The organism is Mycolicibacterium alvei, assembly GCF_010727325.1.
In the GTDB taxonomy this organism is placed as follows: Bacteria; Actinomycetota; Actinomycetes; order Mycobacteriales; family Mycobacteriaceae; genus Mycobacterium; species Mycobacterium alvei.
Window position 1 is genome coordinate 1,833,639 of sequence record NZ_AP022565.1, and the last position, 14,871, is coordinate 1,848,509.

The following is a 14,871-nucleotide window of genomic DNA, read 5'->3' on the forward strand; positions in this document are numbered from 1 at the left end:
CGACACTGCCCACGTGCGAGCTTTCGGCTCACACGTGGGCAGTTTCGTTTACTGCGCGGTCGTCGCGGTGCCTGCGCGCTGATGCTGCAACTGGGCCAGCCGTCGTTTCGACGCGGCGGACTGGATCACCTGCGGCCACCAGAACCACCGGCCCAGCAGGGCCGCGATGGCCGGGGTCATGAACGACCGCACGATCAGGGTGTCGAACAGCAGGCCGAGCGCGATCGTCGTACCGACCTGAGCCATGACCTTGAGATCACTGAACGCGAACGACGCCATCGTGAAGGCGAACACCAGACCCGCCGAGGTCACCACCGAACCAGTACCCGCCATCGCCCGGATGATGCCGGTTTTCAGGCCACCGGGCAGCTCTTCCTTGAAACGGGACACCAGCAGAAGGTTGTAGTCGGATCCGACCGCCAGCAGCAGGATGACCGACATCGCCAATACCATCCAGTGCAATTCCAGACCGAGGAGATGCTGCCAAACCAGCACCGACAGGCCGAATGACGCGCCCAGGGACAGCAACACCGTGCCGACGATCACCGCGGCTGCCACCACGCTGCGCGTGATCAGCAGCATGATGATGAAAATCAATGACACCGCGGCGATTCCGGCGATCATCAGATCGTAGAACGATCCGTCCTTCATGTCCTTGTAGGTGGCCGCGGTACCCGCCAGATAGATCTTCGAGCCTTCCAGCGGCGTGCCTTTGAGCGCCTCCTTGGCCGCCAGCTTGATCGGCTCCACATGGTTGACGCCCTCCGGCGTCGCCGGATCTCCCTCGTGACTGATGATGAACCGCACCGACTTTCCGTCGGGTGAGATGAAGTTCTTCATCCCGCGCTTGAAGTCCTTGTTGTCGAAGGCTTCCGGCGGAAGGTAGAACGTATCGTCGTTGCGAGCCTCGTCGAAGGCCTGGCCCATCGCCGTCGAATTCTCCTGCATGGCGGCCATCTGATCCTGCTGACCGGCCTGCGTGGCCCGCTGCGTCAGCATCATCGTCTTCATGGTCTTCATGGACTCGATCTGCTCTGGCATCAACGCGGCCAGCTGCGGCATCAGGGTGTCGAGGTGCTCGAGGTCAGGTAGCAGGTCCTGCACGTCATCGGTCAGGGGGTCGATCCCGTCGAGGGTGTCGAACATCGACCGGACCGACCAGCACAGCGGGACGCTGGAACAGTGCGGTTCCCAGTAGAGATAGTTGCGCAACGGACGCAGGAAGTCGTCGAAATCGCCCAGATGGTCCCGCAATTCGACGATATCGATGGTCATCGCCTTGGTCTTGGCGACCATCGAATGCGTGATGTCGGCCATCTGCTGGGTCAGCTGCGACATCCGTTCCATCGTGTCGATGGTCGTCTGCATCTCGTCGGCCTGAACCAGCATGTCAGCCATCCGGTCCTGGTTGTACTTCCGGTTCATCGTGTTCAGCGTGCCCTGCCGGCTGAGCAGGAACGGGATGGACGTGTGCTCGATCGGGCGCCCGTTGGGTCGGGTGATGGCCTGCACCCGGGACACTCCGGGAACCCGGACGATTCCCTTGGCGATCTTGTCGATGACGAGGAAGTCTGCGGGGTTTCGCAGGTCGCGGTCGGTCTCGATCATCAGCAGTTCCGGATTCATCCGCGCGGCAGTGAAATGCCTTTCGGCGGCCGCATATCCGACATTGGCCGACAGATCGGAGGGCAGGTACTTACGGGCGTCGTAATTGGTCTTGTACCCCGGCAGGGTGAGCAGGCCGATGAGTGCCAGGCCCAAGGTTGCGACCAGGATCGGACCGGGCCACCGGACCACCGCGATGCCGATCCGACGCCAGCCTCGCGACCGGATATTGCGCTTGGGCTCGAAACGCCCGAACCGGCTACCGATCACGATGACCGCCGGGCCCATCGTCAGCGCGGCGACGACCGCGACGAACGTGCCCACCGCACACGGCACTCCCATGGTCTGGAAGTACGGCAGGCGGGTGAGGCTCAGGCACAACATTGCGCCGGCGATCGTCATGCCGGACCCGAGGATCACGTGAGACGTACCGCGAAACATCGTGTAGTACGCGGTTTCCCGGTCTTCACGGGCACCGCGGGCCTCTTGATAGCGGCCGATCGCGAAAATCGCATAGTCGGTTCCCGCGGCGATGACCATCAACGTCAGGAGGTTGACCGCGAATGTCGACAGCCCGATGACCCCGCTGTGGGCCAGGAACGCCACGATGCCGCGAGCCGCGCCGAGCTCCATGAACACCATGAGCAGAACCAGGAGCATGGTGGCGACCGAGCGGAAGACGATCAGCAACATCACCGCGATCACCAGCAGCGTGACGGCGGTGACCCGCGCGACGCTCTTGTCACCGGCATGGTGCTGATCGGATACCAGCGGCGCCCCGCCGGTCACGTACACCTTGATCCCGGCCGGCGGCGTCGACTGGTTGACGACGTCACGGACCGCTGCCACCGATTCGTTGGCCAGCGTTTCGCCCTGGTTGCCGCGGAGATAGACCTGGACGTAGGCCGATTTGCCGTCGTTGCTCTGCGCACCCGAGGCCGTCAGCGGGTCGCCCCAGAAATCGGCCACGTGCTGCACATGAGCGGTGTCGGCTTCGAGCTTGTCGACGATGCCGTCGTAGTAATGGTGCGCATCGTCGCCCAGGGGCTGCTCACCTTCCAGCACCACCATGGCGTTGCTGTCGGAATCGAACTCCTGGAAGTTGCTGCCGATCTTGTGCATGGCGATCATCGCCGGCGCATCCTTGGCGCTCAGCCCGACCGTGTTCTCCTCGCCGACCTTCTCCAGCGGCGGGACGAGCGTATTCGTCAGGACCGTCAGGACCACCCAGCCGAGCAGAATGGGCACGGCCAGTACGCGGATGACCCGGGCGATGCCCGACCCGTTCGGTCCCTTGCCGTGGCTGCTCATCGTGTGCCCTTGGTCTGCACAACCCGCCCCTTCGATCAGGCCACTGTCGCCCGGTGGGACAGGTCGCAAGCGATACACATTCGCAGTCGCGCGTAATATACCTAGCCTGTCAAAGTGTCGGTGTCAACAATCACTGTGCGGGTCCGCTGACAGCACTTTCACAGCTTCGGCGCATCCGCTCCCACGGATAGGTCATCAGAGCCCAGACGATGAGGACGATCGCGACCTCGGCCAGCAGATACACCGGCCACGAACCCAGTACGTCCAGGAGTGACGCGGTGGGCGGCTTCCGGTTGAGGTAGCCGTAGTTGGCGCCGGTGATCGCGTTGAAGGCGAGAGTGACGGCGGCCCAGGCCAAGGTGACGATGACGGCGAAGCGGTAATCGCGCCACCGCGGTCGCATGCCTCTCCCCCACGTGAGATAGATGGCCGCCCACACGACGAGCACGTGGAGCGTGAAGAAGGTGACGAAGAGATGGTGCGGAAAGGCGGGGGCGCCCTCCTTCGGCGTCCCGATATCCGGTGTGATCAATGCCTGCGAGCTCAGGACCAGACCCCAGTAATAGGTGAGAACGAAGGCCCAATGCCGTTGCGACCACAGGGCATAGGCCGCCGCGAGTTCCGCGAGGTCACACAACTGCAGCGGTACCGAGGTGTCGATGGTGGGGTCGGCCAGCTTGTAGGCCAACGCGACTCCGAACGCGGCGATGAGTAGCACCGCCAGGACTCGGCTCAGGACCCGGGCCTGCGGTGGGGTCTGCCTGCGGCCGATCATCACCAGAAGCACGGCGCCCGTTGCGAACACCGCCAGCACGATCAGGTGCGACGGGTCATACGCCGAAAACTCTCGCTGCGCAGAGAACAATTCGATCAACTCCTCCGTTTCGTCACACGTAGGAACCGTCATCCATGATCGCAGGCAGGTGCGGAAACTTCATCAACCTGCCTCAGGACCCGATCGGATCGCCCTATACTCCTGCCGAACCCTGCGGTTGGCGGGAGTCGAGAATGGTCAGGCGCGCGGCGGCAACGGCTTTGGGACAGCACTCTCAGGGCGCAGCTTTTCGCGGGCTGCTGCTGCAATTCGCCCTGCGGATTCTGTTGGTGACGTTCATCTTCTTCGCGTTGTTCCTGCAACCGCCCGAAACGTACCGCTGGCCCTACGGACTGCTCTGGACCGGCTACATCGCGGCGATCGTCGGCTGGGCTTTCTGGGCGATGCGGCCGGCCAATCACGCCGGGATCGAGGCCCGGCGTTCGATTGCGCTGCTCATGTTGTTCGCCGATGTCGCTGTGGTGTCGATACTTTCGGTGGAATCAGGACTCAGTTCACCGAACACCTGGACCTCCGATGTACTGCATTACGGACTGTTTCTGATCCCACTGATCGCCGCGGCTCAGCTTGATCCGTTCGTGAGTGCGGTGATCGCCGTCCCCACCGTCGCCGCGTACGTCGTTGTGCTGTGGGTGAACCAGGCTGCCAACGGCGACGAGCCGTGGGGTTCGATTCTCACGACGACAGGCGTGCTGTTCGGTTTGGCCGCGGGCTCGGTCACGCTGTCATGGATCCAGCAGTCGAAAGAGTTCACGATCGCCCGGTTGGCCCAGGAACGGAGCCACCTGCTCGAAGAGATCGTCACCCTCGAAAAGCGCGAGAGACAAACCCTGTCCGAACGGCTGCACGACGGTGCGCTGCAGTATGTGCTGGCGTCGCGCCGGGAGATGGAAGATGTGCGAGAAGGATCCGCCGAATCGATGGACCGCGTCGATCTGGCGCTCGGCGAATGCTCCCGGTTGCTTCGCGATGTGGTCCGGGAACTGCACCCCGAAGTCCTGGCGCGGGCCGGGCTCAGGGCCGCCATCACCGCACTGGCAGACGGCATCGCAGCCCGCACCGACCTCACCGTCCACGTGGACTTCCAGAACTGGCCCGATGATGTGCGGACCGACGCCGATCACCTGCTCTACAGTGCGGCGCGGGAGTTCTCGACCAATACGATCAAGCATGCCGACGCCGACAACCTGAGGTTCACCCTGCAGCGATCCAACGGGCGCGCCACGTTGTCCGTCGCAGACGACGGCGTAGGCATCCGACGCGAGCGCCTCGCGGTCAGCGTCGAAACCGGTCACATCGGCTTCGCATCGATTCGCGCCAAGGTGTTGGCCCTCGGTGGGGCGTTGGACGTCAACGATGCCGGCGGCACCGAGATCGCGATCTCCCTACCGTCGCAGACAGCGGTCTGAAACCGTTCAGACCCATCCGATACCGGTGGACGGCGAGGCAGGCCCAGGTGTCGACGAACCGGGCCCCGGCGGCGGCCCGTACCCGGGCGTCTCCGGGCTGTACCCCGGTTGCGGACCGCGCACCGACGGGTCCGGGCCGGAACCCGGCAACGGGCCGTACGTCGGCACTGAGCCCGACCCCGGCAGCGGGCCGAACTCAGGCAGCTGACCGTAATCCGGCAACGCCGGCCCATACCCGGGCACCGTCTGACCCGAACCGGCCAACAGCTTGGATGCAGCGAAAGCCGCCGCCTGGGTGGTGTACACGGGGACGTAGCCCTCAGTGTGTCCACTCCATTCGTTGCCCTGGCCCTCGTGACAGATCGGATCCATGGGGTTACACAGATCGATCGCCTTGGACCCGTACAGCGCGCTCTGGGTTGCTATCGATTGCTTGGTGCGGGTGCCCACGTCGCCGAAGGTGGTGATCGCCACGACGTTGCCCGCGTATTGAGGCGGGAGCGAGTCGCCCCACTTGATGTTGCCCAGCGGGTTGCCGGCCACGATGTTGATCACGCTGGCGCCCTGTGAGTAGCCGCCCAGCACGATTTTGGTGTCCGGGCACGACGACAGCGTCGACTTGATGTGGGAAATCGCGTCTTTGGCACCGTCACCACCGTGCAACTGCAGCTTGCTGGCCTTGTAGTTCACCCCGTAGCTGGTGATGTCCATGCCGGGGGTCTGCTTGCGCAGCGCGTCGACGAAGGCATCGCCGACCCGGCCCATACCGGCCGGCTCATCGGTGCCGCGCGCGAAGACGACCTCCGCATCTGCGCAGTCGGCGGCAGCCGCTATCGGCGGCGCGGAGAGTCCGACGAGTGGGATGCCAGAGGTGAGAAGTGCAGCAGCGCCAAGCCCGACCCAGCGACCACCTGACCGCGCACTGCCCGTCCGAGGGCTGTGTTTGCGGCTAGAGAACATGCCTCAACCTAACCTGTATCCCGCGACGATCAAGCTCAAGGCCTGGATAGCCTGCCCGGCGATCTCGCGACGAGATGCCGACGGCAAGGGATAACAAGGCTCTGAACTGCATCTTCTCGGAACGACTCGCACCTTCTCCGATCTGTTTACTTACGTCGGCGCAAGTTAGGTAGTCGACTACGCTACCCGGGCCTTGCCATCGCCCCGGACCATGAAATCTCCCAGCTAGCAACTGAGCAAGGAGGACATCGTGGCTTACGACAGTATTCGCGAACTCGTACAGCCGGTATCACGTGCGGCAAAGGAAGCCCATCTACGTTCCCTGCGAACGGAATCGCGGATCGGTGCCATGGACTTCACCGGGAGTGGCGATGCGCCCGCCTTGTTTCGGGAGAACGAGCTGCTGATCGGTGCCGAACATGCCGACGCAATCGACGAGTTGACAGGGAAATTCGGCGGAACGGTGATCCAGCCGCGGTCGTTTCCGCCCCGTCCGTCCGAACTGGGGCCACCCAGGCGCGACCTACCGCAGCATGAACCCCCGCCGGACAGCGTTCGAGTTGTGTTCTCGGAACCACCACAGGTTCACGACGCCGCGGCGATCTTCGACCGGACCGCGAGTCGATCCACCGGCTCACCGCTGCCGCACTTCTCGTCAGAGATGGCGGCGTCAGTGGCAGCGCTTGTCGCGAGTATCGACATACCGAGAGAGTCAGTCGGGCTCAACCACTTGGTGGAACCCGCCGGGCTGAACATGTTGTCCACGACAGAAGCGAAAGTCACCGAGTGGGGGCAGAGCGATCCGCAATTGTGGCCGGCGTTCAGCGGACGCGCGCGCATCGTGGAGGCGTGGCAACTCGTCGACTCCTATCGCGCCGGCAACGGGGGTTCGGCGTTGACGACGCTGGCCGTCATGGACAGTGGCTTCTGGTTCGACGCCGCCGGTCAGCCTCTCCGGCATCCCGGGCAGACCGGCTCCGATTTCGACCGCGGCGTGTTCACGTACAACATCGACCAGGACGACCGCGACATCAGCGAAAGCAGCTCCAATCACTCTTGGCACGGCAACGGCGTGGTCAGCCTCGCAGCGGCAACCGTCAACAACCAGCAGGGCGCCGCAGGAGCCGGCGGCACAGTCGCGTTCCCCGTGTTGATGAAGTACGGCGGCGACATCTTCTCGGTGATGCGCGGCGTCAAGATCTGCGGACTGTGGGGTATCGATGTTGTGAACATGAGCTTCGGAGTGGGGCCGCAGACCATATGGGACTCCTTCCCGGACTCCGATTGGGTCAACGCGTTCCAATATGCCGTCGACCGCGACGTCGTCATCGTCGTTGCGGCGGGCAACTCGGCGTATCGCCTGCCTGACAAGTGGGTCCGTCCCGCGACGCGCACTCCGGGTGTCATCACCGTCGGCGCCCTCGCCGCGGACAACGTCACAGCCAGGGCAGACTCCAATTATGGCCCCTCAGTGACACTTTGGGCTCCCGGAACCCTGCTCCCAGTGATGCCGGACGGCGACGACCCAATCGGCAGACGCATTTCGGGGACGTCGGCCGCTGCCCCGCTGGTCGCCGGTACTGCGGCAATGTTGAGAGCAGTCGACCCGTCGATCTCGAACGCGGACGTCGAGCCGTTGCTGCAGCGGACCGGCTGGGTCGGAGACCCCGGCTGGCTCGGAACCGGGAAGGTCACCAGGGGCCTGGATGCGTTCGCCGCTGTGAACGAGGTGCTTCAAGGCGTGCTCCCCGACCCGGGAGACGCCGGTGACAGCCTTGCCACCGCTCGACCGTTGCAGACCGACATCATGGGTGGCGTGCGGATCCCGCGTCCGGACGGGCTCGCCATCAGCAAACAGAACGGCGACGCCGACTACTGGTCGTTCAGCACCACCGACTACTCGGAGCTGCGGATCCAAGTGGTCTGGTATCACAAGATCGCCAATCTGTATGTCGAGGTTCTCGATGCGTCGGGCCATGAGATCGAAGGCTTGACAACGGATTACCCGGCGGACGGCGTCTTCTTCGCGGCGGGGAACGTACCCCAGGGCGACTACATCGTGAAGGTGAAGAGCTACGGGGGCGTGACCGCATATTCACTCGGCGCCGGACCGTGGCTGACGCCGCTGCAGCCCGACAAGTTCGAGCCCAACGACTCGTTCGACTCAGCGACCGAACTCCGCTTCCACAAGCCGCCGCTGGACATCGGGCAGGGGCACGGGCCCGGCACGTTCCACCTGACGCTGCACCGGTACAAGTCGTTGGCGGCCACGTTCCCGTACGGGAACACGTGGAAGGTCGACACGGATTACTTCCGGTTCTGGGCACCGGCGCACGACGGTAAAGCGATCCCTTTCATCTTCATGAACTCCGACAAGCCAGTGACCGTCACGCTGTTCGACGAACACCGCAACGTCCTTCGCCAGTGGGGTCCTGACACGTATCACGACGTCCGGCCCCCCGAACAGGCCACGAGCTTCTTCAAGGTGTCCGGTGATCAGCAGACGCGGTACAGCCTGACGTTGGCCATGATGGCTGACCCGCGATTCCGGCCCGCCGATCACCCGGAGTACGAGGTGATGCCGGAGTGGTGGCTGGATCCGGACGCGATCAAGTTCGTGAATCCGGAGGTGCGGTATGCAGTCGAGCTCACGACTCACCCTGCGGAAATGGGTGTCGCCGTTGGCGAGTCCATTGCCCTCGGGGGCATTTCGCTCGAAGAAGTGCCTGTGACAGTCGAACTGCTGACCCTAAATGGGAACGTTGCGGCAAAAGGTGAGCACACGGCCGGCCGCATCGAAATCAATACAAGCGGGCTCGAACCCGGGCTGTATGCGCTGCGGCTCGTCCGGCCCGACGACGCGACGGTGACCGATCTCCGGTTCGTTGCGCCAACGCGATGAGCCGAGTCGGAACCTCAAACCTGGGGTCGTCGTGACGAACAAGGAATCGCCGGGTTGAAGGTGGCAACGGTGAAGGCCCAGATCTGAGATCTACTCAGACCTGGGCCTTCAGTCGTGGAGCTAACTGTCATATTTAGAGTGTCTTCCGTGTCGTCTGTATGCCGTCGCATCCGGCGCGGTCGAGGAAGAGTGTCTTCCACCATTACAGCAGAGCGGTCGCCAAAGTCCGCTTTGCCACGTCGCCCGCCGGCGACGCCGCGACCGAAGTTCCGCTACAGCACACGGGGTCCTTAATCCGATCTGCTACTGGCGGGCCAGGGCGATCCGCACGGCCTCGGCGGGGTCCACCTGATGGCCGGCGGCGTCAGATTCCTCGGCGATCGCCAGTTGCACGCCGCGCACCCGGCCGGTGAAGCGGTTGTCACCTGGCCGGTAGTCGGGTGAGACCGCCGAACCGGTGTCCGCACCGACGTCGAGCCCGTCGTCGGCGGAGTACACGTTGGTCAGCGTTGCCGCCACCTGCCCGGTACCCACCGCGGCGCCGTCGACGAACAGGGTCACCGTGCCGCCCTTAGCCAGACCCGGCCCGTCGTAGGCGAATTCCATGCGCACCTGATGCGCACCGGAAGGCAGCGGTTCGGCGGATTCGGCGAAGAAATGCTGCAGGCCACCGAGGTTGTAGCAGTACTTGAGCTTGCCTCCGTGGGCGTACAGCGACCAGCCGCCGATGTTGGCGCCCTGCGCGACGATCACGCCTTCGGCGCCGCCCTCGGGCACGTCGATCTCGGCGGTCACCGAGTGCGACTTGTTCTTGAGGTTGAGCACGCAGTTCTCCGAGAGCCGCCCCATCCCCGCGAACAGCACCTGCGTGTTCCCCTTGATCAGCGTCGGGCGTCCGGCCAGGTCGGGATTCATCCTGACCGTGAGGTTGTCGTCCAGCGGCAGGACGTTGAATCGCGTCGCCTCGATCAGCCACAGTCGCTGCAATTGGTGCAGACGCTGCGGCTGCTCCTTCGACAGATCCTTCGCCTGGGTCCAGTCGACCGTGGTGTCATAGAGTTCCCACACGTCGTCATCGAATGCGACGGTGTCCTCGCCCATGAGCACCCACGGTGTCTTGTGCTTGGTCACCGCGGTCCAGCCCTTGTGGTAGATGCCGCGGTTGCCGAACATTTCGAAGTACTGGGTCTCGTGCCGGTCGGCGGACCCGCCGTCGTTGAACGAGTACAGCATGCTGGTGCCCTCGATCGGCGCCTGCTGCACCCCGTTGACGAACAGCGGCTCCGGGATCCCGGCGGCCTCCAGCAAAGTGGGCGCCACGTCGATCACGTGATGGAACTGATCACGATGCTCGCCGCGGGACTGGAAACCGTTGGGCCAGTGCACCACCGTGCCGTTGCGGGTGCCACCCCAGTGCGAGGCGACCTGCTTGGTCCACTGGTATGGGGTGCACATGGCGTGCGCCCAGCCCACCGCGTAGTGGTTGTAGGAGTCCGGGCCGCCGAACTCGTCGAGGCGTTCCATCAGGAACTCGGGTGTCTCCAGCGCGGCCATCCCGTTGAAGTTCAGCATCTCGTTGAACGTGCCGTTGAAGGTGCCCTCGGCGGAGGCGCCGTTGTCCCCGACGATGTAGTAGACCAAGGTGTCGTCGAGTATTCCGAGCTTGTCCAGCGCGTCGATGACCCGGCCGACGTGGTGGTCGGTGTGCTCGAGGAACCCTGCGTAGACCTCCATCTGCCGGCGCAGCACGGGCTTGAGCTCCTCGGGCATGTCGTCCCAGGCCGGGATCTGCTCGGGCCGCGGCGTCAGCTCGGCGTCCTGCGGGATCACCCCGAGTTCCTTCTGCCGGGCGAAGGTCTGCTCCCGCAATGCATCCCAGCCGGCGTCGAACTTGCCGCGGTACTTGTCGATCCAGTCCTTGGGTGCGTGGTGCGGGGCGTGGGTGGCGCCTGGCGCGAAGTAGGTGAAGAACGGCTTGTCCGGTGCGAGGGCCTTCTGCTGACCGATCCAGGCGATCGCCTTGTCCGCCAGGTCCTCGGTGAGGTGGTAGCCCTGCTCGGGGGTGCGGTCCACCTCGATCGGGGTGGTCCCCTCGTACAGCGAGGGGTACCACTGGTTGGCTTCGCCGCCGATGAAGCCGTAGAAGTGCTCGAAACCCCCACCGGCGCTGGGCCAGGCGTCGAACGGCCCCACCTGGCTGGTCTGCCACACCGGCACTTCATGGCATTTGCCGAACTGCGCGGTGTTGTACCCGTTGAGCTTGAGGGTCCGCGCGATCGGCGACATGGTGTTGGGCAGCACCGAGTTGTAGCCGGGCTGGCCGGTGGCGATCTCGGTGATCCCACCCATCCCCGCCGAGTGATGGTTACGCCCGGTCAGCAGGGCCTGCCGCGTGGGTGAACACAAGGCGGTGGTGTGGAACCGGTTGTACTTCAGACCGCCGGCCGCGAGCCGTTCGGCGGTCGGGGTGGCGCACGGCCCGCCGAACGCGCTGGCCGCACCGAACCCGACATCGTCGAGCAGGACCACCAGGATGTTCGGGGCGCCCTCCGGGGGCCGGATGTCGCGGATCAGCGGATGCGGGGTGTCCGGATCCTTCGCGTCGTAGGTGACCAGTCCCGTTCGCGGCGCGCTCGGAATCGGCAGATGGGTTCTGGAAACCTGTGGGCCCGTTGTCATTTGCTGGTGTCCTCTCCGCGGCCCCGGCGGGCCGTGTTCCACGCGTCGGTGTTCTCCGGCGCGTCTCTATCCTTCACGATCTGGCCGCCTCCCACTCCCGGCTCGCCCGAATCCGGCCGGGCCACTGTGGGTTTCGGTCGGTTAGCTCTTCGATACCTTCGGTGGCGTCCAGCTGCCGTCGCTGATCGCCTGCTCGGGCCAGTAGGTCCGCAGGATCATCTCGAAGTCGCCGGCCGGGGTGGGCAGCCAGTTGGATTCCTTCTCCGGTCCCGGCGAGGTGTGCTGCAGGTAGAGGGTGATCCCGCCGTCGGGGTTGCGCACCAGGTCCGGCAGCATCGGCGAGTTGATCAGGTACCTGTTGATCGGGTTCTCGACCAGCAGGATCTCCGGCAGTTTGTACATGGTGACCGACCAGAACGCCTTCACCGGCGGGAGCTGCCCAGCGGGGAAGGTCAGCGTGTAGGTGTTCGCGCCGTTGAGTTTGGCGCCGGCCGAGTCGTTGGTCAGCGGGATATACATGGCTTCGGCGCCCGGCAGTCCCAGGATGCCCATCACCGCTCCGGCGAACCGGTACAGGTAGTTGCCGCCCAACTGCTCGGCGGACCCGAACAACTGACCGGAGGTCACCTTGCCGGTCTGCATCTGCTCGGTCTGGAAGGTGTGCAGCTCGGCCCACGCATCAGCCATGCCGCCCTCGATGGCATTGCGCTGCTCGTCGCTGAGCGTGGCGAGATCGAAATCCCCGTCGGGTCCGATCCCGATCTTGGCGAACCGATCCCGCAGCTCCTTCTCCTCCGGCTTCACCGGTGCGTATTTCAGCGTGAAGCCCAGGACCTTGAAGAAGTCCAGCGACGTCTTCTCCTCGTCCGGTGTCAGCGGCGTGATGAAGTCGACCGCGGGCGCAGGGGCTGGGGCCGGCGCCTTCTGGAACGTCGAGAGCGGCTCGACCTTGTACTGGGCCTGGATCTTCTTGACGTTGTCGAGGTCGGCCGGGTTGAACAGCTGCGTGCGGTACAGGACCAGCCCGAAGTCAGTGTCGGTGCGGATCACCTTGTCGACGCCGGCGGGTTTCTCGCCCTGCCAGCCGGGGCCGGCCAGCAGGTAGGTGCCACCACCATTGCCGGTCGTGCGGCTGCCGATTAGGTCGTAGACGTAGGTGTAGCTGTCGATGAACTGCAGCGAGAAGTACCGGCCCTGCTCGATCGGCGGCACCGTCAGCACCAGCGGCTCGGTCCGCAGGTCGGTTGCCAGGAACGAGTACGGCGTATCGGAGTTGGGTGTCTGCACCGTGGTGTCGGCCGGGGTGAAAACGCGGGCGATGCTGTGGATCTGGTTCCAGTCGCCCAGGTACTGGCCGCTGTCCTTGCTGACCGCGTAGGCGTTCTCGATGCGGTACATGTCCACCATCGGGAAGCCGTACACGTATGCCTCTTTGGCGATCGTGCGCATCTCCTGCGGCGTCACCGCCGAGCTGCCCGTGGGCGCTTCGGATTTGCCGCCACAGCCCGCGATCGCTGCGACCACCGCCGCGGCGATACCAATCGCCATGGCCTTGCCGAACCTCATTCGTTCTCCTCTGATTGTCAGTTGGCACCGCGGGTCCGCTCGCGGGGCCGCTCGGGTGCAGGTTAGCTGGTGTGGCGCCGCGGTGTGTGCAGTCGCCGCTGGTCAGCAGGGTTGGCCGGGCGGGGTGAAGTACGGAACGCCTTCGACGGTGTAGCAGGGGATCTCGCCGGGCACGTACGGGACATGCTGGGCCGCGATCGCCGCACCCACGGCGACGTCGCCGGCGATGTTGGTGCAGCCGCCTGCGGAGAAGTGCCGGCCCCCGGCGCTTGCGCAGACATCCGCCGACGCCGTGGCCGCGTTGATGATCGGTGCGATGGTCAGCGGAGCGGCGGCGAGTGCCGCGGCGGCCAGCAGCGTTGTGATACGTCGGTTCACGGGGTTCCCCTGGTTCATCTCCGTTGTGGCCCACCCTTATCGGGTCGGCCACAACACGTCACGGTTCCCCGACCCGGGCAACCACTTTGCACGACCCGGCACCCGCTTGTCTTGACTTTGCTGGACCTCTTCTTGACTATCATGGACATGCATCTGGTCCGTGGATCGTCGCTCACCGGGTTCGCTCCGCTTGTCAGCACTCACGGGGGAGATCCGGACGCGCTGCTGGCGTCGGCCGGGATCGATCCCGCCGACGCGGGAAACGATGACCGCTTCATTCCGCTGCGCAGCGCCATCGCCGCGGTCGAAGACGCGGCCACGGTCCTGGATGTGCCCGACTTAGGACTCCAGCTCGCTCAGCACCAGAGCATCGACATCCTCGGCCCGGTCGCGCTCGCGGCCCGCACCACGGCCACCGTCGCCGAGGCGTTCACCATCCTGGACACCTACATGAGCTCCCACAGCCCCGGTATCATCGCACGCATCACCGACCATGCCGATCCGGCGCTGCGGCGGTTCGAATACGACTTCCTGCTGCAGCCGTCGCCCCCGCAATCCCAGGCGATCGAACTAGCATTGGGCCTCACCCTGCAGGTGCTGCGCCTGTTCCTGGGCGCCGCGTACCGACCCGTCGCCGTGCACGTGCCGCACCCGCCGCTGGGAACCGATTCCGACTACCGCGGCTACTTCGGATGCACAGCCCACTTCAACGATCCGATCGCGGGATTCACCCTGCGCGCCAAGGATTTACAGCGCCCGCTCACCCACGATCCGCTGGCACACCGACTCGCCATGCACTACCTGACAGAAGCCCACGGTCAGCGCACACGCGACATCGCCGACACGGTGCGCAGCATGGTGCGCCAACTGCTACCCACCGGCGAACTCACGGCGGGGTTGGTGGCCCATCAGTTCGGCATCCACCCCAAGACCCTGCAGCGACGCCTCGTCGCGGAAGGGACCACCTTCCCCGAACTGGTCGACCAGACCCGCCGTGAACTGGCCCACCGCCTGCTCGTCGGCACCGACCTACCCGTGTCCCACGTGTCGCGCCAGCTCGGCTACGCCGAGCACAGCGTGTTCACCCGCGCCTGCAAACGCTGGTTCGGGGTGACCCCCACCGCGTACCGGAACCGGTACCATCCCGGTGGGGGACGACTTGCCTTCTGTATGGGGTAGACCAACGCCGCGTTTTGACGGTGCGTTTTGGTGACGGTCTGTCGATC

The 14,871-nt window shown here is 64.8% G+C and carries 9 protein-coding genes; 3 read left to right on the forward strand and 6 right to left on the reverse strand.

Translation table 11 applies throughout. From position 1 onward, the window contains the following. Nucleotides 1–48 precede the first annotated feature (48 nt). Both G6N44_RS08780 and G6N44_RS08785 read right to left on the reverse strand, forming a co-directional pair. Nucleotides 49–2,916, reverse strand: coding sequence for an MMPL/RND family transporter (locus tag G6N44_RS08780; RefSeq protein WP_163663155.1), 2,868 nt, complete (start codon nt 2,914–2,916; stop codon nt 49–51). A 130-nt stretch (nt 2,917–3,046) separates the two neighbouring features. Then, the gene (locus tag G6N44_RS08785) at nt 3,047–3,823 is read right to left on the reverse strand and encodes a YwaF family protein (protein ID WP_372508186.1); all 777 of its coding nucleotides are present in this window, start codon (nt 3,821–3,823) and stop codon (nt 3,047–3,049) included. Nucleotides 3,824–3,924: 101 nt separating this feature from the next. Here G6N44_RS08785 and G6N44_RS08790 point away from each other — a divergent pair, with 101 nt between their 5' ends. After that, a complete protein-coding gene (locus tag G6N44_RS08790) occupies nt 3,925–5,160 on the forward strand; it encodes a sensor histidine kinase (protein WP_163663157.1) in 1,236 nt (411 codons plus the stop codon). Between the two features lie 6 nt (nt 5,161–5,166). Here G6N44_RS08790 and G6N44_RS08795 read toward each other — a convergent pair whose 3' ends face one another. Then, a complete protein-coding gene (locus G6N44_RS08795; RefSeq protein ID WP_163663159.1) occupies nt 5,167–6,120 on the reverse strand; it encodes a cutinase family protein in 954 nt (317 codons plus the stop codon). A gap of 250 nt (nt 6,121–6,370) precedes the next feature. On the opposite strand from G6N44_RS08795, the gene G6N44_RS08800 reads away from it, so the two are divergent. Further along, nucleotides 6,371–9,022: a S8/S53 family peptidase gene (locus tag G6N44_RS08800; protein ID WP_163663161.1), complete on the forward strand. Its 2,652-nt coding sequence runs from the start codon at nt 6,371–6,373 to the stop codon at nt 9,020–9,022. A gap of 303 nt (nt 9,023–9,325) precedes the next feature. Here G6N44_RS08800 and G6N44_RS08805 read toward each other — a convergent pair whose 3' ends face one another. The 3 genes from G6N44_RS08805 to G6N44_RS08815 form a co-directional block, all read right to left on the reverse strand. After that, entirely contained in the window at nt 9,326–11,701 is a 2,376-nt protein-coding gene (locus G6N44_RS08805; protein WP_052615836.1) for an arylsulfatase, read from the reverse strand. A 141-nt stretch (nt 11,702–11,842) separates the two neighbouring features. Continuing rightward, the gene (locus G6N44_RS08810; protein WP_078313701.1) at nt 11,843–13,267 is read right to left on the reverse strand and encodes a DUF1254 domain-containing protein; all 1,425 of its coding nucleotides are present in this window, start codon (nt 13,265–13,267) and stop codon (nt 11,843–11,845) included. A gap of 102 nt (nt 13,268–13,369) precedes the next feature. After that, nucleotides 13,370–13,645 carry a hypothetical protein gene (locus G6N44_RS08815; RefSeq protein WP_052615986.1) on the reverse strand — a complete coding sequence of 92 codons (276 nt, stop codon included), beginning with the start codon at nt 13,643–13,645 and terminating at the stop codon, nt 13,370–13,372. 147 nt (nt 13,646–13,792) lie between these two features. Between G6N44_RS08815 and G6N44_RS08820 the strand changes: the two genes are divergently transcribed. Then, a complete protein-coding gene (locus G6N44_RS08820) occupies nt 13,793–14,824 on the forward strand; it encodes an AraC family transcriptional regulator (RefSeq protein WP_052615985.1) in 1,032 nt (343 codons plus the stop codon). The last annotated feature ends 47 nt before the right edge of the window (nt 14,825–14,871 follow it).